This window comes from Mycobacterium sp. NPDC004974, from assembly GCF_053600815.1.
Genome location: NZ_JBSGAQ010000002.1, coordinates 479,526 through 502,243, shown reverse-complemented (window position 1 = coordinate 502,243; position 22,718 = coordinate 479,526). Strand labels below are relative to the sequence as shown.

General features: G+C 65.9%; 24 protein-coding genes. 8 read left to right on the top strand and 16 right to left on the bottom strand.

Features of this window, described 5'->3' with window-relative positions:
- Positions 1 to 48: 48 nt before the first annotated feature.
- The 6 genes from aac(2')-Ib to ACWEFV_RS07310 all read right to left on the bottom strand — a co-directional run bounded on the left by aac(2')-Ib (position 49) and on the right by ACWEFV_RS07310 (position 5,260).
- Positions 49 to 639 carry an aminoglycoside N-acetyltransferase AAC(2')-Ib gene (aac(2')-Ib, locus tag ACWEFV_RS07335; RefSeq protein ID WP_135451647.1) on the bottom strand — a complete coding sequence of 197 codons (591 nt, stop codon included), beginning with the start codon at positions 637 to 639 and terminating at the stop codon, positions 49 to 51.
- Positions 640 to 798: 159 nt separating this feature from the next.
- Positions 799 to 1,683, bottom strand: coding sequence for a 5-oxoprolinase/urea amidolyase family protein (locus ACWEFV_RS07330; RefSeq protein WP_135451648.1), 885 nt, complete (start codon positions 1,681 to 1,683; stop codon positions 799 to 801).
- 16 nt (positions 1,684 to 1,699) lie between these two features.
- Positions 1,700 to 2,368, bottom strand: coding sequence for a 5-oxoprolinase subunit B family protein (locus ACWEFV_RS07325; RefSeq protein ID WP_450069654.1), 669 nt, complete (start codon positions 2,366 to 2,368; stop codon positions 1,700 to 1,702).
- A 74-nt stretch (positions 2,369 to 2,442) separates the two neighbouring features.
- Positions 2,443 to 3,147, bottom strand: coding sequence for a queuosine precursor transporter (locus tag ACWEFV_RS07320; protein WP_450069653.1), 705 nt, complete (start codon positions 3,145 to 3,147; stop codon positions 2,443 to 2,445).
- A gap of 12 nt (positions 3,148 to 3,159) precedes the next feature.
- On the bottom strand, positions 3,160 to 4,110 hold the full coding sequence (locus ACWEFV_RS07315) for an ABC transporter substrate-binding protein (RefSeq protein WP_450069652.1): 951 nt from the start codon (positions 4,108 to 4,110) through the stop codon (positions 3,160 to 3,162).
- 16 nt (positions 4,111 to 4,126) lie between these two features.
- The gene (locus tag ACWEFV_RS07310; RefSeq protein WP_450069651.1) at positions 4,127 to 5,260 is read right to left on the bottom strand and encodes a YeiH family protein; all 1,134 of its coding nucleotides are present in this window, start codon (positions 5,258 to 5,260) and stop codon (positions 4,127 to 4,129) included.
- 257 nt (positions 5,261 to 5,517) lie between these two features.
- On the opposite strand from ACWEFV_RS07310, the gene ACWEFV_RS07305 reads away from it, so the two are divergent.
- Both ACWEFV_RS07305 and ACWEFV_RS07300 read left to right on the top strand, forming a co-directional pair.
- Complete coding sequence (locus ACWEFV_RS07305) at positions 5,518 to 5,817, top strand: hypothetical protein (RefSeq protein WP_450069650.1); 300 nt, start codon at positions 5,518 to 5,520, stop codon at positions 5,815 to 5,817.
- Positions 5,818 to 5,855: 38 nt separating this feature from the next.
- Positions 5,856 to 6,170: a heme-binding protein gene (locus ACWEFV_RS07300; RefSeq protein WP_450069649.1), complete on the top strand. Its 315-nt coding sequence runs from the start codon at positions 5,856 to 5,858 to the stop codon at positions 6,168 to 6,170.
- A 27-nt stretch (positions 6,171 to 6,197) separates the two neighbouring features.
- On the opposite strand, the gene ACWEFV_RS07295 is transcribed toward ACWEFV_RS07300, so the two are convergent.
- Complete coding sequence (locus ACWEFV_RS07295; protein WP_450069648.1) at positions 6,198 to 6,800, bottom strand: TetR/AcrR family transcriptional regulator; 603 nt, start codon at positions 6,798 to 6,800, stop codon at positions 6,198 to 6,200.
- 89 nt (positions 6,801 to 6,889) lie between these two features.
- On the opposite strand from ACWEFV_RS07295, the gene ACWEFV_RS07290 reads away from it, so the two are divergent.
- From ACWEFV_RS07290 to ACWEFV_RS07280, 3 genes are read left to right on the top strand one after another with little or no spacing between them, the layout of a single operon-like run.
- Positions 6,890 to 7,075, top strand: coding sequence for a hypothetical protein (locus tag ACWEFV_RS07290; RefSeq protein WP_450069647.1), 186 nt, complete (start codon positions 6,890 to 6,892; stop codon positions 7,073 to 7,075).
- 23 nt (positions 7,076 to 7,098) lie between these two features.
- Complete coding sequence (locus ACWEFV_RS07285) at positions 7,099 to 8,724, top strand: amidohydrolase (RefSeq protein ID WP_450069646.1); 1,626 nt, start codon at positions 7,099 to 7,101, stop codon at positions 8,722 to 8,724.
- A 14-nt stretch (positions 8,725 to 8,738) separates the two neighbouring features.
- The gene (locus ACWEFV_RS07280; RefSeq protein WP_450069645.1) at positions 8,739 to 10,082 is read left to right on the top strand and encodes an APC family permease; all 1,344 of its coding nucleotides are present in this window, start codon (positions 8,739 to 8,741) and stop codon (positions 10,080 to 10,082) included.
- Between the two features lie 89 nt (positions 10,083 to 10,171).
- Here ACWEFV_RS07280 and ACWEFV_RS07275 read toward each other — a convergent pair whose 3' ends face one another.
- Positions 10,172 to 10,591 carry an organic hydroperoxide resistance protein gene (locus tag ACWEFV_RS07275; RefSeq protein ID WP_135451656.1) on the bottom strand — a complete coding sequence of 140 codons (420 nt, stop codon included), beginning with the start codon at positions 10,589 to 10,591 and terminating at the stop codon, positions 10,172 to 10,174.
- Between the two features lie 113 nt (positions 10,592 to 10,704).
- Here ACWEFV_RS07275 and ACWEFV_RS07270 point away from each other — a divergent pair, with 113 nt between their 5' ends.
- A complete protein-coding gene (locus tag ACWEFV_RS07270; RefSeq protein WP_450069644.1) occupies positions 10,705 to 11,148 on the top strand; it encodes a MarR family winged helix-turn-helix transcriptional regulator in 444 nt (147 codons plus the stop codon).
- Between the two features lie 169 nt (positions 11,149 to 11,317).
- Here ACWEFV_RS07270 and ACWEFV_RS07265 read toward each other — a convergent pair whose 3' ends face one another.
- The 4 genes from ACWEFV_RS07265 to ACWEFV_RS07250 all read right to left on the bottom strand — a co-directional run bounded on the left by ACWEFV_RS07265 (position 11,318) and on the right by ACWEFV_RS07250 (position 16,941).
- Positions 11,318 to 12,343: an alcohol dehydrogenase catalytic domain-containing protein gene (locus ACWEFV_RS07265; RefSeq protein WP_450069758.1), complete on the bottom strand. Its 1,026-nt coding sequence runs from the start codon at positions 12,341 to 12,343 to the stop codon at positions 11,318 to 11,320.
- Between the two features lie 2 nt (positions 12,344 to 12,345).
- Complete coding sequence (locus ACWEFV_RS07260) at positions 12,346 to 14,262, bottom strand: flavin-containing monooxygenase (RefSeq protein WP_450069643.1); 1,917 nt, start codon at positions 14,260 to 14,262, stop codon at positions 12,346 to 12,348.
- Between the two features lie 100 nt (positions 14,263 to 14,362).
- Positions 14,363 to 15,049, bottom strand: coding sequence for a DUF3159 domain-containing protein (locus ACWEFV_RS07255; RefSeq protein WP_450069642.1), 687 nt, complete (start codon positions 15,047 to 15,049; stop codon positions 14,363 to 14,365).
- Entirely contained in the window at positions 15,046 to 16,941 is a 1,896-nt protein-coding gene (locus ACWEFV_RS07250) for an alpha/beta fold hydrolase (protein ID WP_450069641.1), read from the bottom strand. The genes ACWEFV_RS07255 and ACWEFV_RS07250 overlap by 4 nt, the downstream gene beginning before the upstream one ends.
- A gap of 64 nt (positions 16,942 to 17,005) precedes the next feature.
- Here ACWEFV_RS07250 and ACWEFV_RS07245 point away from each other — a divergent pair, with 64 nt between their 5' ends.
- Complete coding sequence (locus ACWEFV_RS07245) at positions 17,006 to 17,752, top strand: helix-turn-helix domain-containing protein (protein ID WP_450069640.1); 747 nt, start codon at positions 17,006 to 17,008, stop codon at positions 17,750 to 17,752.
- Between the two features lie 85 nt (positions 17,753 to 17,837).
- A complete protein-coding gene (locus ACWEFV_RS07240) occupies positions 17,838 to 18,545 on the top strand; it encodes a GNAT family N-acetyltransferase (RefSeq protein WP_450069639.1) in 708 nt (235 codons plus the stop codon).
- A 62-nt stretch (positions 18,546 to 18,607) separates the two neighbouring features.
- Here ACWEFV_RS07240 and ACWEFV_RS07235 read toward each other — a convergent pair whose 3' ends face one another.
- From ACWEFV_RS07235 to ACWEFV_RS07220, 4 genes are all read right to left on the bottom strand, one after another.
- The gene (locus tag ACWEFV_RS07235; RefSeq protein ID WP_450069638.1) at positions 18,608 to 18,946 is read right to left on the bottom strand and encodes a WhiB family transcriptional regulator; all 339 of its coding nucleotides are present in this window, start codon (positions 18,944 to 18,946) and stop codon (positions 18,608 to 18,610) included.
- A gap of 65 nt (positions 18,947 to 19,011) precedes the next feature.
- On the bottom strand, positions 19,012 to 20,097 hold the full coding sequence (locus tag ACWEFV_RS07230; RefSeq protein ID WP_450069637.1) for an NADP-dependent oxidoreductase: 1,086 nt from the start codon (positions 20,095 to 20,097) through the stop codon (positions 19,012 to 19,014).
- A gap of 32 nt (positions 20,098 to 20,129) precedes the next feature.
- Positions 20,130 to 21,752 carry an AMP-binding protein gene (locus ACWEFV_RS07225; RefSeq protein ID WP_450069636.1) on the bottom strand — a complete coding sequence of 541 codons (1,623 nt, stop codon included), beginning with the start codon at positions 21,750 to 21,752 and terminating at the stop codon, positions 20,130 to 20,132.
- Positions 21,753 to 21,778: 26 nt separating this feature from the next.
- On the bottom strand, positions 21,779 to 22,525 hold the full coding sequence (locus ACWEFV_RS07220) for a gamma-glutamyl-gamma-aminobutyrate hydrolase family protein (RefSeq protein ID WP_450069635.1): 747 nt from the start codon (positions 22,523 to 22,525) through the stop codon (positions 21,779 to 21,781).
- Positions 22,526 to 22,718 lie beyond the last annotated feature (193 nt).

Genomic DNA, 22,718 nt, shown 5'->3' with positions numbered 1-22,718 from the left:
CCGCTCACCCGCTCACCTACATGGATGTGAGCCTGTGCTTTCTGGTGGTTACCAGACGTCCCCGTCGCGCCAGTCGCAGGTGATCTCCGCGGTGGTGTCGAGCTCCATGCCGGCGGGCAGGTCGATCGGCAGCACGAACAGCGACCGGTCGTCCTCGGGTGTGCGCGTCACACCGGCAGGCTTCAGCACCGAGGTCGGGCCCTGCCAGGGCACCCAGCCGCGGGCGATGTAGATGTCCGTGGCGGTCGCCGACGAGCTGAGTGCGCCGAGTTGGTAGGCGCCGCGCAGCACCTGTTCGACGGCGTCCATGACGGCGGTGGCCAGGCCCTGGCCTCGCCAATCCTCGCGTACCGCCACGGCTTCCACGTAGCCGCAGCGCAACGGGATGTCCCGGTAGATCAGGCGCCGCTGCACCACGGCGGCGTGCGCGATCAGCGCACCGTGATGGCAGATGAACGCGTGCATGCCGCCGAGCGAGTGCTCCCAGTCGGCGTCGGTGAAGTCGCCCTCGAACGCCTCGATGACCATGCGCCGGGCGCCCTCGCGGGTCTCGTGGTCGAGATCGGAGGTATGGACCAGACGCGCGGTGTGCAGGATTCCGCCTCGGACGGACGGCGCGCTGACATCCTGGAAGGCCACACCCATGTTCTACCAGCGCTGCGCGCCGGTGTCTCTACGTTGCCGGCCGTCCAGCGCATAGGCCGCGCTCCCCGGGCGCCGTTTTCCACACCTGGGTCGTTGATCGCCGGCGGATCGCAACCCTGACGTAGAAAATGACGACGGGCATGGTCCAGACGACTATCCCTCGAACGGCCGGCGGGGGTGCACCCAGTGCAGCCGTACGGTCTGGCCCGGCCGGACCTGGCCCAGCTTGTCGATGTCTTCGTCGGTCACCACACCGATCACCGGGTAGCCGCCCGTGACCGGGTGGTCGGGCCCGAGGATCACCGGAAAACCGTTGGGCGGTATCTGGATTGCTCCGCGGGTTGCGCCCTCGCTGGGCAGTTGCCGTTCCGGCCAGCGGTAATCCAGCGGCATGCCGACCAGCCGCATCCCTACCCGGTCGCTATGGGTGGTCACCAGCCAGTTGGTCCGGATCAGCACGTCGGGGTCGACGAACCAATCGTCGCGCGGGCCGGGCACCACATTGAGTTCCAGCACGTCGCCGGAGATCGAGGCGACCGGGGCCTGGTCCGTCTCGGGCAGGTCGGCGGTGTGCGCACCGACCGGCAGGACGTCGCCGGGCCGCAGCGGTGCCGGGCCGATCGCCGACATCACGTCGTAGCTCCGCGAACCAAGGACCGGTTCCACGGCAATGCCGCCGCGTACCGCCAGGTAGCTGCGTAGCCCCGAGTGTGGGGCGCCCAGTGAGATCACCTCGCCGTCGCGCACGCGGTGAATGCTGTTGGTGCCGAACGGGATTCCATTGACCGCCGGGTCCGTGTCGGCGCCGGTGACCGCGATGGAGACATCGCCGCCGACAACCCGGGCGGAGAATCCGCCGAACATCACCTCGATGGTGGCGTGTTCACCCGGATTGGCCACCAGGCGGTTGGCCAGCGTGTGGGACCGGCGGTCGGCGGCACCGGAGCGGGTGACGCCGAGGTGGGCCATTCCAGGGCGGCCGAGGTCCTCGACTAGTGCCAGCGGTCCGGTGCGCAGTACTTCCAACGTTGTGGTCATGGTCTGCTCCTCGCGGCTAGCCGATGGCCCGGAACTGCACCCACGTACCGGGGGTGAGCAGTGCGGGTTGGTCCCGATGTACGTCGAACATCACCGCATCGGTGCGTCCGATCAACTGCCAGCCGCCGGGCGACTGCCGTGGGTAGATGCCGCTGAACTCGCCGGCCAGTCCCACCGCCCCGGCCGGGACACTGGTGCGGGGCTCGGCCCGGCGTGGCACATGTAGTCGCTCGTCGCCCCCGACGAGGTAGGCGAATCCGGGAGCGAAGCCCATGAATCCGACCTGCCACGGGGCGCCGGTGTGTGCCGCGATCACCTGCGCCGGGGTCAGCCCGGTCAGTGTCGCGACCTCGTGCAGGTCGGCGCCGTCGTAGACCACGTCGATGGTCACGTCCGCCTGCCCGGCAGGGCGGATGGGTGCCGCGCCGGGTTGCAGCCGCAGCTTGCCCAGCCGTTGCCGGGTGGGCGCCTGGTAGCGAGGATCGGCGAGCTTGATCAAGATCGTGCGTGACGCCGGCACGATATCGAGCACACCGAGCAGTTGGGCCGCCGTGAGCGTGGCGGTCCACGCCAAAACATCCGCCGTGCTGTCGAACTCGAGCAGCAGAGCCTGATCGCCATAGTCGCGGGCGGTGCCTGGGTTCAGGCTCGGTCCCGCGTCCATCACCTCTGATGTCACACTCATGACCTGAAGCTACCCGTCGGTAGCTAAGAAAGCTCCGGCTCTATGAACCTTGCCAGAGGTGCCTTATCGAAGCCTCACACGGCGGCCTGATATGTGGGCTCGCGGTGCTTGATGGCGGCGATCACGCGGTAGGTGATCGGCAGCATGACCACCTCGACCGCGGTCTTGTAGATCCAGCCCAGCGCCGTGTAGGTGACGAAGTCGCCGAAGGTGCTGATGCCGATCGCGCTGGCCGCGATGCCGCAGAAGACCAGGGTGTCGCCGAGCTGGCCGGCGAAGGTGGATCCGACCAGGCGGGCCCACAGGTGCTTCTCCTTGGTGCGTTGCTTGATGGCGACCACGACCCAGGCATTGATGGTCTGCCCGACGATGAACCCGGCCAGGCCCGCGATGATCAACTGGGTGTAGGCGTGGACGATGTTCTCGAAGTGTTCCTGATTCGTGTAGAAGTCCGCCGCGGGCAGGTAGATGGTGATCCAGAATGCCAGTGCAGCAAGGATATTCATCGAGAATCCGAGGAATATGGCGCGGCGGGCGGCCTTGAATCCGTACACCTCGGAGAGCACGTCGCCGATCACGTAGGTGAGCGGGAAGACGATGAAACCGCCGTCGGTGATGATCGACCAGTTGCCGATGATCGGCCCGAAAGCGACGCCTTTGGTGGCGGTGACGTTCGAGACGATCACCAGGGCCGTGAAGACTGCGACGAGCACCGGATAGTAGGCCGAGCCGACGATGGCGGTACCACGGTGCGCGGAGTGTTCCTGGGTGCTTGTCACCCGGTCATCTTGTCAGGTCAGCGCCCGGTTGAGCAGGAGCGGCAGCTGATCGGCCACCACCGGGTAGGACAGCGGCGAGGCGAACGCGATCGCGCCGGCCAGGTCTTTTGGGGTGAAAACGTGCCGTTTGCGGGTGGTGGCCCGCAGGCCGGCGATGGTCGGGTCGGCCAGTAGGGCGTCGCGCTCCTGATCACTCTCGGTGGTCCAGATCAGTACGTCGGCGGCGTCGAGCACCGAGGCGATGTCCGAGCGCGGGATCAGCTCCGGTGTCGGGGGCACGGCGAAGCCCATCTGGGTGAGAAATTCAGTTCGCCATCCCGTCTGGGTTTGCACACCGTCGCGGAACAAGGTGCCGGCCAGCAGCATGGCCTTCTTGCCGGCAAATCGCGGGTTGTTGGTGGCCACCGCCTTGAACTTGTCGTCCGCTCCGGCGATCAGGCCGGTCATCGCGTCGTTCTGGAAGAGCGCCTGCCCGATGAGGGTGGCCTGGTCGCGCCATGGTTCGAAGAACGCGTCGGGTCCGGACTGAGCGATCGTCGGGGCGATCTCGGAGAGCTTGGCGTAGGTGTCGGCGTCGAGCCCGGCGTTGGTGGCCACGATCAGGTCCGGTTTGAGGGCTGCGATCTCGTCGACCTGGATGCCGTCGTTCAGGCCGAGGACGGTGGGCTGGGCGCCCCCGAGTTTCGGTTGCGCCCAGGGCCACACCGCGAATGGCTCGCCTCCGAACCATTCGGTCGTCGCGACCGGGACGACGCCGAGCGCCAGCAGGTCGTCCTGTTCGGTGAATCCCGCGCTGACCACCCGTTGTGGTGGTCCTGGGACGTTGGTGTCGCCGAACAGGTGGCGGACGGTCACCGAACCGTCTTTCGCGATTTCGCCAGGCTTCTGCGTGCTACATGCGGCGACCAGGGTCATCGCAGCGCTGACCGTGAGAAACCCTCGCCGCGACCAGGTTGTCGGCACTTAGCCAGGGTAACGGCTACCCCGTGCCGAAGCTGCCGAACAAGCCGCCGAACAGGAGGGAGGCCAACCCGAGCGCCACCATGATGTTGACCACGGTGGCCGCCGCGAACAGCACGACGGGCCGCCATCCGGCCTCCTTGAGGCCGCGCAGTGAGAACTCCAGCCCGATCGCCACGAAAGCGAAGATCAGGAACCAGGTCCGCAGGTCGTTCACTGTTGCGATCGCGGCCTTACCGTCGGCCACGAACTGCAGATACAGCGTGCCGATAACCGAGGCGGCGATGAAGCCGAGCACGAATTTGGGGAAGCGATCCCAGAATTCGCGCAGCGACGGACGTGCCACAGTTGCGTCCGGGTCGCCCGATTGCCGCTCGACCTTCAGGGCGAAGTACGCGGTGAGCGCGATGGCGACGATGCCGATCAACGCGTTCTGGGTGGTCTTGACGATCGTGGCGATCTGCAACGCGTGCTCACCGGCGATCGTGCCCGCGGCGGCCACGGCGGCGGTGGTGTCGATGTTGCCGCCGATCCAGGCTCCCGCGACCGCGTCGGACAGGCCGAACACATCGGCGAGCCAAGGCAGCAGGAAGATCGAGGGGAGGGCGAACACGATGACGAGCGACGCGGCGTAGGCCAGTTGCTCCTTCCGGGCCTGCACCGCCCCGGCCGCCGCGATGGCCGCGCTCACCCCGCAGATGGAGACCGCTGAGGCCAGCAACGCCCGTAGTTTGTCGTCGAGGCCGAGTCGCCCGCCCAGCCACCAGGTGAACCCGAAGACGATCGAAATCAGCAGCAGGGCTTGGATGATCGCCGGTCCCGCGGCGGTGGCGAGCACCTTGAGGTTGATCGACGCGCCCAGCAGGACCAGGCCGGCCTTGATGAAGAACTCGGTGCGAAAGCCTTGCGACAGAGCGTCGCGCAGCGCGAACTTGGCCAGGATTGCGTTGCCGATCAGGCCGAGAGCGATTGCGTAGAACGGAAATTCGACTGATTTCGCGATCTTGGCCAACCCTGTTCCAGACGCCCAGTGGGGTACCTGGGTCTCCAGGAATCGGGTCGCCGCGCCCAGTGCGATGACCACGAGCACACCGGCGACGGCGTAGCCGATCTTCGATGTGCGCTGCTGCGAGCGTTCTTTGGTGCTGGTCATGGGATCACGCTGCCGGGGATGGCGCCGACGAGCACGAGGGTCAGTAGGGTGAGGCCGACGATCACGGCCAGCCAGTCTTCGTTCACGCGCGTGAGGTTAGGTGGGCTCGAATCTGGCGGGGAGCCTTGCAATCTGTGCGAGCACAACCGGTTACGAACGAGGTGCGCCCCGGCATGGGACCGGATATTGTCGATAGCGCGTATTTGGGCGTCCCCGGGATTTATTCTCGGCTCACGGGGACCTACTGAGGAGTGGTCATGCGGAGCATGTGGCGTCCAGTGTTACTCGGACTGGCCGGTTTGACCGTACCCATCACCATCTCCATCAACACGGCCCCTCCCGCCGCCGCGGAATGTATCGATGCCGGCGGTTCCACGGTGTGTGCGCAGGGCAGTGTCCGGGGTGGGGGACCCACGCCGCCGAAGGCGGGCCCCTACTACCCGTATTACTGCGCCAACGACTGGTACTGCGCCGGCGGGGGCTTAGAAATCAACATCGACCCCCGCCCACCCGACAACGGCGGTGGTGGCGGCGGCTGGCGGCCGGGGCGTCCATGAGCCTCAGCTCAGTTATCCGAGTCGACTTAGGAGCCACCATGTTCACCCGTGTGATCGCCACCGGCGCAATCGGCCTGTCGCTCTTGGCCGTTGGCGCGCCTATCGCTGCCGCAGATGAGCCGAACTGCACCGCTGCCGACCTGGCCGGCGTGATGGCCGGCGTCCGCGCGGCCAGCGCGGCCTACCTGTTCACCCATCCCGACGTCAACGACTTCTTCACCAGCCTCAAGGGGCAGTCGAACGACCAGATGGCTGATTCGGTGCAGGCTTACCTCGAGGACAAGCCGCAGATCCGGGCCGAACTGCAGGGCATCCGGCAACCGGCGACTGATTTCCACAACCGCTGCGGGTAGCCCGCAACCCTAGGCGGCCGGGACTGATCAGGGCAGAACCAACCCGCGCAGAAGCACCGCCAGTCCGTACTCGAATGCGTCGTCGGCCCGCGCGGGCCGGGATGCGCCGGTGGCCAGCGCGGCGGTCAGCTCCGGACCGACTTGGGCCCCGGACTCCCACGGTCTGTCGGGGGCGGTCAGGTCGAGGGCAGAGCCCAGCACGTAGTTGTCGACCAGGGTGATGGTCCGCAGCGTGTCGGTGGGGCTGTAGCCGGCGCGGGTCAGGGTGACGGCCAGTGCGTTGTACATCGTGAGCGCCTGGCTGCTGTTGACGGCATGGGCCGTGAGCAGGGGAATCAGTCGCGGGTAGCGGGCGAAGCTGCTGCGGTACGAGCGCATGATGTCGGCCAGGATCTCGGCCCACGGCCGATCGGCGTCGAGGTCTGGCAACTCCACTTCCGACATCGCCCGTTCGCGGAGCAGTTCGACGATCTGCTCGCGCCCGGACACGTGGTTGTACAGCGATGACGGGCTGACCTTGAGTCTGCGGGCCAGTTCGGGGATGGTAAATCCCCCCGTCGTGTTGACGAGATCCATTGCCGCACTGGCGATCCGGTCCAATGACAGGATCGGTATCGATGGACGTCCCATGGCCTGTTCCCCCTCAATTTCATCTCACCGCTTTACAAAGGGTGGTCTGGGTCACAGAATAAACGAATTCCATTCGCTTTAGGAGTGACATGACCACGCTCAGTGCGACCGCCCGCGCACCTTTGTCGTGCCGTGTGGCCGTACGGCCGCCGCCCGCGTGGGTGGGGTTGGTGTGGCGCCACTGGCGCTCTGACCTCGATGGACTCGCCAAAGAGCTCCGCGACGACCGTGCCGTCGATGGCGGTGCGACCGCGGTGCTTCTGCCCGAAAAATAGGACCGAGGAAATAGGACCAGTTTGTGACTTCATTCTCCGTGCCCGACAAGGCTGCGACGCTCTTCCACGGCGGTGCGATCTGGACACCCACGGCGACCACCGATGCGCTGCTGGTCGCCGATGGAGTGGTGCAGGCAGTGGGTGACGACGCGTTGGCGTCGGCGGCCGATCGGAAGATCGACCTGGAGGGCGGCTTCCTGATGCCGTCGTTCGGTGACGGCCATGCACATCCGCTGTTCGGCGGTTTGGAGTCCGCGGGCCCCGCGGTCCGGCCCTGCCGGTCGGTCGACGAAATTGTATCGGCGGTAAAAGAATTCGCAGACGCGAATCCCGATCAGGAGTGGATTGTCGGCGCTTCGTACGACGGTAGCCTTGCCCCCGACGGCTTGTTCGACGCGCGATGGCTCGACGCCGCCGTCCCGGACCGGCCCGTGGTGTTGCGCGCCTGGGACTACCACACCTTCTGGGTCAATTCGGTTGCGTTGCAACGCGCCGGCATCACTGCGGACTCTCCAGAACCGATACTCGGTGAGATTCCGCGCCGTGAGGACGGCTCGCCGCTGGGCACGTTGCGCGAATGGGGCGCCACCGACCTGATCACCGCGGTCATGCCGGCCCGTGACGAGGCCGTCGGGGTCGCGGCATTGGGCACGGCCGCCGACTACTACCTGGCGCGCGGCGTGACGTGGGTTCAGGACGCCTGGGTAGAGCCGGCAGAGCTGGACACCTACCTCGCAGCCGTCCGGCAGGGCGCCCTGCGGATGCGATTCAACCTGGCGTTCTACGCCGACCCGCGCCACTTCGATACTCAGGTAACGCAATACGCCGCGGCCAGGGACCGGGTCCAGGCGGCGGGCTCACCGCTGCTGACCGCGCAGACCGTGAAGTTCTTCGCCGACGGCGTGGTGGAGAACGAGACCGGTGCGCTGCTGGAACCGTACTGCTCGGGACTGCACTCCCACGGCATGCAGTTGTGGGAGGGCAACGCGCTGGCGGAGGCGGCCAAGAGGGTCGATGACCTGGGTCTGCAGATCCACATCCACGCCATCGGCGATGCCGCGGTCCGACAGGCGCTGGATGCCATCGAATACGTTGCGCGGCACAATGGTCCGCGGGACCGGCGGCCGGTGATCGCCCATGCTCAGCTGGTGGACGACGCCGACCTGGGCCGCTTCGCCGAGCTGGGCGTCATCCCCAACATGCAGCCGCTGTGGGCGCAGATGGATGCCCTGATGACGGTGCTCACGATTCCCCGGCTGGGATCGCAGCGGGCAGATCGGCAGTACCGGATGCGCACACTGGAGAGTTCGGGTGCGGCGCTGGCGTTCGGATCGGACTGGCCGGTGTCCTCGGGTGCGCCGCTGGACGGTGTTGCCGTCGCGGTCTCGCGGTGCACGTCCGAGGGGGAACCGGCGGGCGGTTGGACCCCGGAAGAGGTCCTTCCGATCGAGCACGCGCTGTCGTCGTACACCACTGCCGTGGCGTATCAGGCTTTCGCGGAAGAGAATTGGGGCCGCATCGTTCCCGGCTCGAGTGCTGATCTGGTGTGGCTGGACCGCGATCCGAGGTACCTCCCACCATCCGAGCTTCCGGCGCTGAAGGTGCGCGCCACGTATCTGCAGGGCACGCAGGTCTATTCGGCCGAGTAATGAGAGGAACTGGCATGTCCGATGTGGCTGAAGCGACCGAGGGGCGGCTGCGCCGTGCTCTGGGGCTGCCGTCGTTGGTGCTGTTCGGTCTGGTGTACATGGTGCCGCTCACGGTGTTCACCACCTACGGCATCGTCACCCAGACCACCGGCGGCAGGTTGTCGGTCGCCTATCTGGTGACGCTGGCGGCCATGGTGTTCACCGCCCGGTCGTACGCGATGATGGCGGTCGCCTACCCGGTCGCTGGATCGGCATACACCTACTCGCAGAAGTCATTCGGCGCCCCGGTCGGTTTTCTCGCCGGGTGGTCGCTTCTGCTGGATTACCTGTTCCTGCCGATGATCAACTACCTGGTGATCGGGATCTATCTGCACGCCGCACTGCCCGCGATCCCGTCCTGGGTGTTCGTCGTGCTGTCCATCGCGGTCGTGACGGTGCTGAATGTCGTCGGCATCGTGTCGGTGGCCCGGGCGAACTTCGTCATCATCGCGGTGCAGGCGATCTTCATCGTGACGTTCCTGGTGCTGGCCACCTCCAAGGTGTTGAGCCTGGGCGCGCTCGATCTGATGGCACCGATCCACGGTGACGGGAGCACGACCGGATTCAGCCCGGTGCTGGCCGGCGCGGCGATCCTGTGCCTGTCGTTCCTGGGCTTCGACGCGGTTTCGACGCTGTCAGAGGAGGCAAAGGAACCCAGACGATCTGTGCCGCAGGCGATCATGATCGCAACGCTGGTGTCGGGCGTGATCTTCGTCGTGCTGTCTTATCTCGGGCAGCTGGTGTTCCCCTCCAACCAGTTCGCCGATGTCGAGTCCGGATCCCTGGACTTGATGCTGACCGCGGGCGGGCAGTTCCTGCAGACCTTCTTCACCGCGGCCTATGTCGCCGGTGCGCTCGGATCCGCCATCACGTCGCAGGCCTCGGTGGCCCGAATCCTGTATGCGATGGGACGCGACGGCATCCTGCCGCGCCCGGTCTTCGGTTTCGTCTCGCCGCGGTTCGCCACCCCGGTGTACGCGATCCTGGCGGTGTCGGTCGTATCGCTACTGGCGACCGTCATCTCCCTGGCCACGCTGGCCTCGCTGATCAGTTTTGGTGCGCTGGTGGCATTCTCGGTGGTCAACCTGTCGGTCATCAAGCATTACTTCGTCGACCGGCAGGAACGCGATGGCCTCCAGGTGATCAGCAAGCTCGTCCTGCCACTGATCGGTTTCCTGCTGACCGTGTGGCTGTGGACGAGTTTGTCCGGGATGACGCTGATCGTCGGGTTGTGCTGGTTGGCAGTGGGATTCGTGTGGCTGGCCGGGGTTACCCGTGGTTTCCGGCGGCCGACGCCGGTGCTGGACATGAAGGAGTAGCTGTTCGGTTTGGTTCGCCGAGTGGCCACTTGTGGCACGCCATGCCGCAAAAGGCGTGTCACAAGTGGCCAGTCGTTGAGCTACTGGGGTCAGGCCACGCTGATGGTGACGTCGATGTTGCCGCGGGTCGCCTTCGAGTAGGGGCAGACCTGGTGCGCGTCATCGGCGATGGCCTGGGCGACCTCTCGATCGACGCCCGGGATGGTGACGTTGAGCCGGGCCCGCAGTGAGAATGCCCCGTCGGTGTTGAGCAGGTCTACCTCGGCGTCCACCGCGGTCTCGGCGGGCAGCTTCACGTTGTGCTTGCCCGCGGTCAAGCCCATGGCGCTCAGGAAGCACGCCGACCAGCCGGCCGCGAACAACTGCTCGGGGTTGGTGCCGGTGCCGGTGCCGCCCGGCGGGGTGAGCTGGATGTCGAGGTTGCCGTCGGAGCTGTAGGACTCGCCCTGCCGCCCGCCGGTGGTGTGGGTCTGTGCGGTGTAGAGGACGTTGTCGGTCTCAGTGGTCACTGCGGTTCTCCTTCGTGTGGATGGGCCGATGCAATCGGATGCGTTAGAGATGAACGCCGGATGCTCCACATTCCATCCCATCCGATTGAATCGGATCCGATATAATTTTGGGCATGGCACCCGAGACTCCGCAGCTCTCCGATTTCCTGTGCTTTGCCGTCTACTCGGCCAACCTCGCGTACGGCAAGGCCTACAAGCCGATCCTGGATGCCAGGGGCATCACCTACACGCAGTACATCGCGATCGTCGCGCTCTCGGAGCAGGACCACCAGACCGTGGGCAGCCTGGGCGAGAAGCTGTTCCTGGAGTCCAACACGTTGACGCCCATCCTGAAGAAGCTCGAGGCGCTGGGATACGTGACACGGCAACGTGATCCCAGCGACGAGCGTCAGGTGATCGTCAGCCTCACCGATGCCGGTCGCGAACTCCGCGCGCAGGCTTTCGAGATGGATCTCGTGGCGGCGACCGGTCTGTCATTGGACGAACTCAAGACCATGCAGCGTGCCGTGTCCACGCTCCGGGACAACCTCCGTAAGTACCTTCAGGACAGCGTCTGACAGCTGTGCTCCTCGGGCACGACCAACACCGGAGTCGTGGAATGCGCGACGACGGCGGCGGCCACGCTGGGGCCGAGAGGCCGACTGTGGCGTTCCTGCACGCGTTTGCCACGGTTTTCGTGCATACGTGCCACGCTCGCGGCCGGTGATGGCTGACCAACCGCTGCCGCTACGGCTTGAGCTGCACCTTCAGATCTTCACCCGAGCGGGAGAACGCCTTGGCATAGCCCTCGGCGGCGTCGTCCAGCGACATCGTGGTGGTGAAGATCCCGTCGACGTTGAGCCGGCCTGCCTGCAGCAGCGGGATCAGCTCCGGCCAGGTCTGCTGCACCGGTGCGGTGGTCAGCCGGATGGTCAGGCTGCGCAGGAGGCAGCCCAGCGCGGGCATCGGGTACGGCTGCAGATCGTGCACGCCGACGATGGACACCGTGCCGCCGGCACGGACCGCGTCGATGGCGTCGTTGATCGAGGCGTCCATGCCCACCGCGTCGATGACGGAGTCCACGCCGAGCCCACCGGTGGCCTCCCGGATCGCCTGCGCCGAGGGCGGGGCGAACGTGATCGCACCCGAAGCCGCCGCACGGTCGCGCCTGGCCTCCACCGGGTCGACGGCGAAGACCTTTGCCGCACCGAGGGTGATGGCGCTGCGCAGGGCGCACATGCCGACCGCGCCCAGACCGATCACCGCGACCGATCCACCCATGGGGATGTCGGCGCGTTTGGCCGCCGCCCAGCCGGTGGCCAGGTTGTCGGTCAGCAACAGGGCCTGTTCGGTGGTGATGCCCTCCGGCATCTTCAGTAGCTGGAAGTTCGCGGCCGGCACTGCGAGAAGTTCGGCCTGGGCGCCGCCGAGGAACCCGGTGCCGAAGATCTGCGGGCCCTGCACGCAGCGGATCGGGTCGTGGGTCGCGCAGCCGCTGCAGTGCCCGCATCCGGCCACCGAGGACACCAGCACCCGGTCACCCACCGCGAATCCGGTGACGTCCGGCCCGATTTCGACGATCGTGCCGACCGCCTCATGTCCGACGGACACCGGGTCGGCGATGGGGTAATGGCCTTCCAGGAAGTGCAGGTCCGATCCGCAGATCGAGGCGGACTCGACCTTGACGATGGCCCCGTCGGGACCGGGCAGGACCGGGTCCGGCCGGGTCTCGACGTGGATCTTCCCGGCGCTGTCGACGACGACCGCACGCATACTCATGCCTCCTGCACTGTGAAGTCTGACCAGATGGGTTCGTTGACGGCAGAGCGGTATTCGCTCAGCCGCCACGGGCTGACGGTGTGGATCTCCCCGTCGGCATTCTTGAAGTACGAGTGTTTGACCGAGGGCTGCGCCCACACGGTTTGGCGGATCGCCTCCTGGGAGCGGCGGTGCCATTCCTTCGTCGGTTCGGGCAGCGGTTCCATGGTCTGCAGGCCCTCGGTGATGAGGTGCTCCAGGCACTTGTTGATGTACCGCATCTGCAGTTCGGAGTTGAGGATCAGGCTGCCACCGTGCGCGAGGTGTGTACCCGGGCCGTAGGTCATGAAGAAGTTGGGGAAGCCGGGCACCGTGATGCCGCGGTAGGCGTACGGACGCTGACCCCACACGTCGTGCAGGTCGACCCCGTCGCGGCCGGTGATGGCCATCGGGAACAGCACGTCGGTGGCACGAAAACCGGTGGCGTACACGATGATATCGACGTCGTGGGTCTGGCCGTCGGCCATGACGATCCCGGTCGGGGTGATGCGTTCGATCGGGGTGCGGATCAGGTCCACGTTGTCGCGTTTGAGGGTGCCTAACCAGCTGCCGTTGTCCTGCAGCGTGCGCTTGCCGGTGGCCGGGTAGTCGGGCAGCGCCTTGGCCAGCAGTTCGGGGTCGTCGCCGACCTGGGTGGTGATCCAGTCGGTGAACATGATGCGGGCGATGGCGTTGATCTCGCTGACCGCGTTGCCCTGGTCGTCGTAGTCCGGGTCCACCCGTGCGGCGTCCAGGCCCTTGTCGGCCCCGGGCCACAGCAGCAGGAAGCGGTACCACCGGCCGTAATACGGCAGGTGCTCCATTGCCCAGCGCACCCCGTCCGCGACGGGCTCGTGGTACATCGGGTTGGGGAACATCCACTGCGCGGTGCGCTGGAAGACCGTGAGGTGCTCGACCTTGTCGGCGATGGCCGGGGCGATCTGGAAGCCGCTGGCGCCGGCCCCGATCAGGGCGACCCGCTTGCCGGTGACGTCGACGTCGTGGTCCCACGCCGCGGAGTGAAAGGCCGGTCCCGCAAAGGTTTCCGCGCCGGGGAAGTCGGGGATCTGGGGCCGGTTGAGCTGGCCGACGGCGGTGATGACGGCGTTGGCCCGCAGCGTCTCGGTGCCGGCCGCCGAGCGCACCGTGACGTTCCACATCTTGCCGTCCCACACGGCCGAGACCACCTCGGTGTTCCACCGGATGTGGGGCTCCAGGTGGTGGCGGTCCACCACGTCGCGGAAGTACTGGCGCAGTTCGGGCTGCTCGGCGAAGAAGTGATCCCAGTGGTTGCTGGGTTCGAAGCTGTAACAGTAGAAGTGGTTGGCCACGTCGACGCGGGCGCCGGGATAGCTGTTCTCCCACCAGGTTCCGCCCGGGCCGGCGTTCTTCTCCACGATCGTGAAGTCGATGTCGGCCTGCTTGAGGCGGACCCCGGCCAGCACGCCGGACTCTCCGCAGCCGATCACGACGACGCGGAAACCGTCGGTGTTCTCCAGCGTGGCCGGCCGACGCGGATCGACACCCTCGAGGTCGAGTTCCTCCAGCATCAGCGGCAGGTTGTCGTCGTCGACCGGCTCGCAGGCGGCCCAGTCCAGCATCTCCCTGACCAGCTCGGCGGACAGCGGGGCGGGGACCGGGCAGCCGCGGTCGCGGTAGTCGGCGACCACCGGCAATGCGATCTCACGGACCCGCGCCTTGTCCTCCTCGCTCATGAAGCCCTGGACCTCGTTGAGGAACAGTCCGGCCTGTTTGAACTCGCGGATGTAGCGCGGGTCGCCGGTGATGTGCACGAGCGAGAGCAGCAGCGTCGGGATGCTGACCTGCTCTAACGCCACCGCGATGTCGGCATCGGGCGTGGTGAACGGCTGGCCGACGTGGAAACTCCGGGTCACGCGCCGTTACGCTACGCGCCGTAGCGTTATGTGACAAGGGGTGGTTCTCGGTGGTTTGTTAGGTCCTCAATTTCCGTGTCGGAATTCTCAACTTGACGCCTCAGGGGCGAGCGGCGGGCTCGGGCGAGCCGCTCGCATCGGTCCCGGTGCTGTGCCGGTCGATATCTGGGTCGATCCGCCGGTTCGCGCGGCGGACCGCCCAATAAACCACCACAGATACCGCGCCGAGCAGTGGATATCCCATGGCGATCCGGGCAATCGCCAGCCAGCCGGTGAAACCACCGTCGTAAAGCCATTGCTGCACAACGAATCGCGCGGAGAACAACGTCACGAATGCCAGCGTGGCGACGTCGAACGCGCGCAGCGCGACGGTATCGGAACGCCATGACGGATCGGGCCCGGCGCTACGCAGCAGGTTCCACATCACTCCGACCAAGGGGCGCCGCACCAACAGGGATACGGAGAACACGGCCGCCATCACCAGGCTGAGCCAGATTCCGGGCAGGAAGTAGTCTTCGGCGGACCCGGTGTAGTAGGCGATCAGCGCGGCTACCACGACCCCGAGCAGCCCCGATACCGCCGGCTGGATGGGCTGCTTACGCAACAGGCGGAGCACGATCAGACCGGCGCTCGCGCCGACGGATATCACGACCGCCGCGTCCAGGCCTGCGATCGCGTTCACGATGACGTAGGCAAACGTGGGCAGGCTGGCGTACACCAGCCCGGACACCCCGCCCATGCGTTCGAGCAACGTCGGTGAATGTCCTTCCACCAGTTCGTCAGTCACGCTCGCCTTCCATCACCGAGGTGCGCGCCCAGGAAGCGGTCGACGGTCTTGAACATGTCGATCACATTGCCCGGATTGACGAATCCGTGCCCTTCGTCGTCTTTGACCATGTACTCCACGTCGGCACCTCGCGCCCGAAGAGCCTCGACGAGGTTGTCCGATTCGGCCTGCACTACGCGCACGTCGTTGGCGCCCTGGATGACGAGCAGTGGGGTGCGGATCTGATCGACCTTCGTGATCGGGGAGCGGGCCAGCATGTCGGCCTCCTGCTCGGGATCGTCCGGATTGCCGACGAACAGGTGCCAATTGTTGGCCAGGTGCGGTCGCGCGATCACGGGCAGGGTCCGCATGAAGTTGGACAGATCGGAGATGCCGACGTAGTCGATGGCCGCGGCGAAGACGTGCGGGGTGAACGTGACGCCGACCAGGGTGGCGTAGCCGCCGTAGGAGCCGCCGAAAATAGCTACCCGTTCGGGGTCGGCGTAGCCCTGATCTACAGCCCAGTCCACCCCGTCGATCAGGTCGTCGTGCATCTTGCCGGCGAACTCGCCGACGGCGGCCTTGGTGAAGGACTTGCCGTAGCCCGCCGAGCCGCGAAAGTTGACCTGCAGCACCGCGTATCCGCGGTTGGCGAGCAATTGGACGGCCGGGATGAACATCCAGCTGTCGCGTACCCACGGTCCGCCGTGCACCAGCAGCACCGTCGGTAGGTTCTTCGGCTCCACGCCGACGGGCAGTGTGAGGTACCCGTGCAGCGTCAGCCCGTCACGGGAGCGGATGGTCACCGGCTTCATCGGTGCCATGTCCTCGGCCCTGAGATGCGGATGCGATCCGAACAGCAGCCGACTTTCGCCGGTGCCGTGGTCGTAGAAGTAGGTGAGGCCCGGTTCGCGGTCGTGGGTGAAGTTGACCACCCAGCGCTGGCCGCTGAGATCGGAGCTGACCGCGTTCAGGTCACCGTCGGACAGCTTCTCGAGGTTCTCCAGGACGGCGGCGAACTGGGGGTCGAGCGCCTGAATCACCTGCCGCTCACCGAGATACCGGACGCCGATCAGATCGCGGCTGTGCCGGTCGAGGATCAAGGGCTGTGGCATCTCCCGGTAGACGCAGGCCCGAGGGTCGACGTCGTAGGCGGGATGGCTGTCCACATGTGTCTGCTCGCCGGTGATCACGTCCACCCGCACGATCCGGGTGCGGTCGGTGCCGTCGTTGGAGCCGATCCAGATCCCGGTGCCGTCGGCAGTGACGGTGATGGGGAACAGGCCCATGGTGTAGTCCGCACCGTCGAACGTGACGATGGACCGCAATGTCCGCGTGCTCGTCTCCCATTGCAGCAGTTCGACGTCACCTTCGGAAGTCAGTGCGGTGGCGAATAATTTGCCGCTGTGGCTGGTGGGCCAGCCGGACACCGTGCCCGGGTTCTCGGCTACGAGGGTGAGTTCACCGGTGGCGATGTCCATCTCGTAGACGTCCACCAGTGTGGGCGTGCGCTTGTTGGAGTACACCATCGCCTTGCCGGGGTCGGCGAGGAGTTCGAATACTGACATCGCCCCGGGGAATGGGGTGAGGTCGACGGCGGGCTCGCTGGGGTTCTGCGGGTCGGCCCGGAAGATGTGCCAGTTTTCGTCGCCGCCGGTGTCCTGGAGGTAGAGCAGCCAGCGCGAGTCCTCGGTCCACTCGAAATTCAGGATGCTGCGAGTCTCGTCGGCGCTCACCCGCACCGCGTCGGTGCCGAACTCCGCGTGGGAGTCCACGGCGGCGATCCAGACATTGAGGCGGTCTTTCCACGGCGCCAGGTACGCGACACGGGTGCCGTCCGGTGAGATCGCGGCCTGCGCTCGGGCAGGCGGCTTGAAAAAGTCGTCGACAGATATGAGCTCAGGTGATGGCATGACTGCATCGCACACCCGGACGTAACGGCATAGTCAAGCTGACGACATCACGAAGAATGGGGCTATGGCCTGGAGTACACGTGAAATCGCCGACCTCGCGGGCACCAGCCTGCGGGCGGTGCGGCACTACCACGACGTCGGTCTGCTTCCCGAGCCCGAGCGCCGGGCCAACGGCTACAAGCAGTACGGTGTTGCGCATCTCGTCCGGCTGGTGCGCATAAAACGGCTCACCGATCTCGGGTTCTCACTTCCTCAGATCGCCGCGATGGGCGATTCCGACGATCACCCCGAGCAGGCCCTACGCAACCTCGACGCCGAACTCGCCGCCACCATGGAGCGGCTGCAGCGTGCCCGTGACGAAGTCGGCCGGCTGCTGGAACAGTCGGCGCCGACCGATCTTCCGGCCGATTTCGTTCCTGCTGCCGCGGTCGCCGAGATGACCGACGCCGACCGCTCAATGGTCGTCGTGCTGAGCCGGGTTCTGGGCCCACAGGGTTTGCGGGTCCATGCGGACCTGATCAAAGACACAACCAACGATCCCGTGGCCTCCGAATTCGACGACCTCCCCGCCGACGCCGATGACACGACGCGCCTGGATCTCGCCGCACGCCTCGCCCCCTACATCTGGGCGATAACGCAGGCTCACCCTGGACTGCTCGACTCCCGGTCTGACGCCCCGCGCGGAGCACGGTTCGCCGACCGGGCGATCGATGCCGCAATGGCGGAGCTATACAACCCGGCGCAACTGGACGTCCTACAACGGGCCGCAGATATCCTCCGTACCAGCCGAATACAGTTGGAGGAGAGCTGAAGTCGGCTCGCGCAAGACACCTTCCTTGGCTCTGACCGGCGTTATTCCTTGGACAGGCCGCCTAATTCGTGGATAGTTTTTGGCGGTGTCAGACGAGAGTGCTGAGTTGAATGCTCTGGTTGCCGAGATCGAGGTGATTTGGGGCTCCCGTAGTGTGGGCGCCGAGCCGATGCCTTCTGCGGTGATCGCCCGCGCCGGTAGAGACTGGCGCATTCAAGTCTCTCCCACCCTTCCGCCAGGCGCTGAACAAGCAGTGCGGGCAGCGGCGGCGGATCTGGGCGACGGCCCCTTCTCATCGCTGTTGGACAGATTGCATTCTGCGTTGGTGCCCGTGGGCGGCCCGCACAGCTGGGAAGTCAGCGTGTGCTACGACTGTTCCCGGCCGGTTGGCATCGCGGCGCCGGCCGGGGTCCGTTTGATCAGCACCCGTGGCACCGATGCGTACCGGTTGCGGATTGCGGCGGACTGGGGCGCGAAGGCTGACTGGGAACGGTTGCTGGATAACGGGTTTCCTTGGGCAGCGGCAACCGATGGCGATCAGGTGTTGGCTGTCTGTGAGACGGCACGATGGTCTATGAAAGGTGCTGAGGCGGGCGTGTGGACGATGCCCGGCATGCGGGGGCGTGGTCTGGCAGCGTCAGTGGTTGCCGCATGGGCGACTCAATGCGCGCAACGAGTTCCACGCCTCTACTACAGCACTTCTATGGACAACCTGTCCTCACAGCGGGTTGCCGAACGTCTGGGACTACCACGCATCGGCGAACTCTGGAGCCTGACACCCGACCTCGGTTGACCGTGAAAGACACCGCGAGTCGGCGTCGCCGCGATCGCTGAGTGCGATCGCCGTGCGGGCGATCAGCTGCGGTCGACGTGCAGCCCTCGGCCGCGAGGGCGCATGTTGGCACCCAATAGAACGTCCGTACGTTCGTCCTCTGACATTCCGCCCCAGATACCGAAACCTTCGCGAGATGCCAGCGCAAAATCGAGACAGTCGCGTTTCACCGAGCAACTCGTGCAGATCTGCTTGGCCAGTAGATTCCGATGCCGCCGGGCATCGCCCCGTTCGCCGTCCGGATGGAAGAACGTATCGGGGTCGGCGCTCCGGCAGTTCGCAGATTCTTGCCAATGCTCAGTGATGACACGCTGCGAGCGAGCGGGCGTGTTCGTGAGGTCGATTGCTCTGTATCCGTTCACAAGAACTCCTCAGGAGCGTGCGTGCCGCCGACAGTCCGGGCCGGGAATGCCGGCGAGCACCACTGTTAGAAGTTCCCTCCGGTGGGCTCGGCGATCTGCAGGATCTGCTTGCCGAAGTTCTTGCCGTCGAACAGGCGATTGAGGGCGCCGACGGCGTCGTCGACAGTGCCCTTCTGGACGTCCTCTGCCCAGACGATGTCCCCGGCGCGGATCCATGCGGTGAGTCGATCGGCAGCTTCGTCGAACCGGTCCAGGAAGTCGGTGACGATGAACCCCGCCATGCTGGCGCTGCGCACTGTGATGGTTGACAGGTTGGTCGGGCCGTACGCGGTAGCTTCGTCGGAGTAGCCGCTGGATATGCCTCCGCACAGCACAACCCGGCCCCGCTGGGCGATGTTGCGGATCCCGGCCTCCAGGATCTTGCCGGCAACGTTGTCGTAGAACAGGTTTACTCCGCGAGGTGCCAGCTCGGCGACACGGCCGGCGACATCCTCGCTCTTGTAATCGATCGCGGCGTCGAACCTGGCCGTTTCGGTGAGCCATCGGGCCTTGTCCGGCCCGCCCGCGAGTCCGATCGTGCGGGCACCGGCCAGTCGCGCGATCTGACCGGCAACCGATCCGGTCGCACCGGCGGCGCCGGACACGAGCACGACATCTCCGGGCCGGATTTGGCCGATCTCGATCGTGCCGAAGTAGGCGGTGAGGCCGGTTGTGCCCAGCACGCCGAGCGCCGCCGTGGGGGAGATGCCCTCTGGGACCTTATGTGCTTTGGGCAGTGCGCCCGTGTTGCCGCCCACGTGCTCGAGGGTCCCGATGGTGCCGGCCGCGGGGATGCACACCGCGTAGTCCTGCCAGCCGAAGTTGCCGTGCACCAGGGTGCCAACGGGGAACCCGGCGTCGGCGCTGTCGACGACTTCGCCGACCGCATGTCCGCGCATGACGTCGCCGAGTGCGACCGGGGGAGCATAGGACGGCCCGTCGTTCATCCATCCGCGCTGGGCGGGATCGAATGCCAACCAGAGCACCTTGACGACGAGTTGGCCGGGGCTGGGCGAGGGCACCGGTGTGGTGTCGACAGTGAAATCGGATTGCTTCAGGGTCCACACCGGGCGGGTGGTCAGCAACATGCGGCGGTTCTGCAGGAAAGTCATGAAGGAGTCCTTTGTTTGGAGTGGCGTTTGGGCTAGCCGCGGATCTTGGCAGCGGCGTCGCCCCATTCGTTGGCGCGCAGTGTGGTCTTGAGTGTCTTGCCCGTTGAGGTCTTCGGTATCTCGGGGACGATCTGGATGTCGCGGGGTGCTTTGTAGGCGGCCAATCGGGTCTTGATGTGTTCGATCAGTTCGGTGGGCTTGACCTGAGCGTGCGGGACGGTGACGACGAATGCCTTGGGCCGTTCGCCCCAGGTCGCGTCCGGTACGCCGACGACGGCGACGTCGAGCACTGCGGGATGCGACATCAATGCCTGCTCGACCTCGACCGAGGAGATGTTCTCGCCGCCGGAGATGATGACGTCTTTGGCCCGATCGAACAGCTGGACGTACCCGTCGGGATGGCGGACGCCGAGGTCACCGGAATGAAACCAGCCACCGGCGAAGGCTTTCTCGGTGAGTTCGGGTTCCTGGTGGTAGCCCTTCATGACGATATTGCCGCGCATGACGATCTCGCCCATCTCGCTTCCGTCAGGGCGCACATCGACGAGCGGCTCTCCGGGAGCCGACGTCGCGCGTACCACCCGCATGTCCTCCGAACAGAGCATGCCGACGCCCTGGCGGGCCAGCCGGGCCGACAACTCCTCGGAACCCAATGTGTGCCAGTCGGATTGCATTTCGCAGATCGAGTAGGGGCCGTAGGTTTCGGTGAGTCCGTAGACGTGTTTGACCGTCGCACCCAGGGAGCGCACCGCTTCGATGGTGTCCGGGCTCGGCGGCGCCCCGGCCGTAGTGATGGTGAGGCCGTGGCGCAGCTGGTGGGCTTCGGATGCGTTGGTCAAGGTGCTGAGGACGATCGGCGCACCACTGAGGTGGGTGACGCCGTGCCCGTCGATCGCTTGCCACATCGCGTCGGCACGCACCGCCCGCAGGCTCACGTGCGTTCCGCCGGACGCGGTGACCGCCCAGGGGTGACACCAACCGTTGCAATGGAACATCGGCAGTGTCCACAGGTACCGGGTGTCGGCATTGAAGCCGTTGTGCACGACCTGGTTCAGTGCGTTGAGGTAGGCGCCGCGGTGGGTGTACATGACCCCTTTGGGGCGGCCGGTGGTGCCGGAGGTGTAGTTGATAGTGATGGTGGCGGTTTCATCGGGCACCTGCCACCGAAGCGGCTCGTCACTACCTCGGTCCAGCAACGTCGAGTAAGGAGTGGCCGCCCAGCTGTGGGGGTCGGCGCCATCGGCGTCGGGCAACTCGACAATCTCGTTCACGGTGCGGAAGTCGTCCGGACGCAGCTGGATTCGTTGTAGCTGAGCGCCGTCGGCGATCAGCATCGCGACCTCCGAATGGTCGCAGATGTACTGGATCTCCGGTGGTGCCAGCCGCGTGTTGACCGCGACGAGAACATTGCCGGCCAGTGGAATTGCGAAGTGGGCGGCAAGCATCTCGGCGGAGTTGGTAGCCAGGTACGCGATCCGTTCGCCCGGCTGTATACCGGAAGCCCGCACCGCGTGCGCCAGTCGAGTCACGTGCGCGGCGAGGTCGGAATAGGTGAGGCGTCGATCGCCATCGATCACGGCCACTTTGTCTGGGAACACTGCGGCGGAGCGATCGAGGAACCGCAACGGGCTCAGCGCGCTGTCGAGGCCGGTCATCTTGTTCTGTTCCTTTCTGCTCGGGCTCAACACCGTGCGCCCGCTGCGGGGGATCGGTCTGTGCAGCTGCCGACGAAACCGCGGATCAGCCTCGCGGAGGGTTCGTCGGTGGGCCAGAGGATTTCCGGATGCCACTGGACCGCGACCAACCTGGCGACCGCGATCTCGAACGCCTCGACAAGTCCGTCCTCGGCCGTGGCGGACGGGCGAACACTCGGGGCGAGGGCGTCGAAACCCTGATGGTGGTAGCTGTTGACCGGGACGCTACCCGCTGTGCCGAGCCAAGAGGCCAACAACGTATCGGGCTGGATGTCCACGGTGTGCGCGGCGCCGTCGAGGTGGGCGGCAGTGGTGCGGTGCACCATTGAACCTGGCCGGTCGCGGGCCAGGTCAGCGAACAGTGTGCCGCCGAGAGCGACGTTGGTCAGTTGCGCGCCGCGGCACACCGCCAGTACTGGAATACCCCGGCGCAGTGCGATTTCGAGTGCGGTGACCTCGTTGTCGTCCAAAGCGCGTGGCCCGGGCTTGATCAGCGGGTCGGTGCTGGTGCCGCCGTACAGTTCAGGATTGACATCGGGACCGCCGAGTAAGACCAACCCGTCGACCATTCCGATGAGATGTTCAAGATCGGTCCGCGGGTGCCGGCAGTCGATGGTCAGCGGCGCGGCGCCGGCGGCCACGATGCCGCCCAGCATTGCCCGCCAATGGTGATAGTGCTGGAGCACCTGAAAATCCATCGTTACGGCTACAGCGGGCTGGCGAAGATCGATCACTGCGGTTCCTTCCTGGCAACGGCCGGGTGTTCGTCGCGGATGTAGAGCGCGATCACGGTGTGACGATAGATAACAGCTAAAGGACTAGTCAATAGCTCTTTAAGTGACGCAGGTGGGAGATGTGCCGCAGGTCGCTTCGCCGCGGCCATGTGCAATCCGTCACCTTTATGGTCTAATGAGCATCTCTTTAACC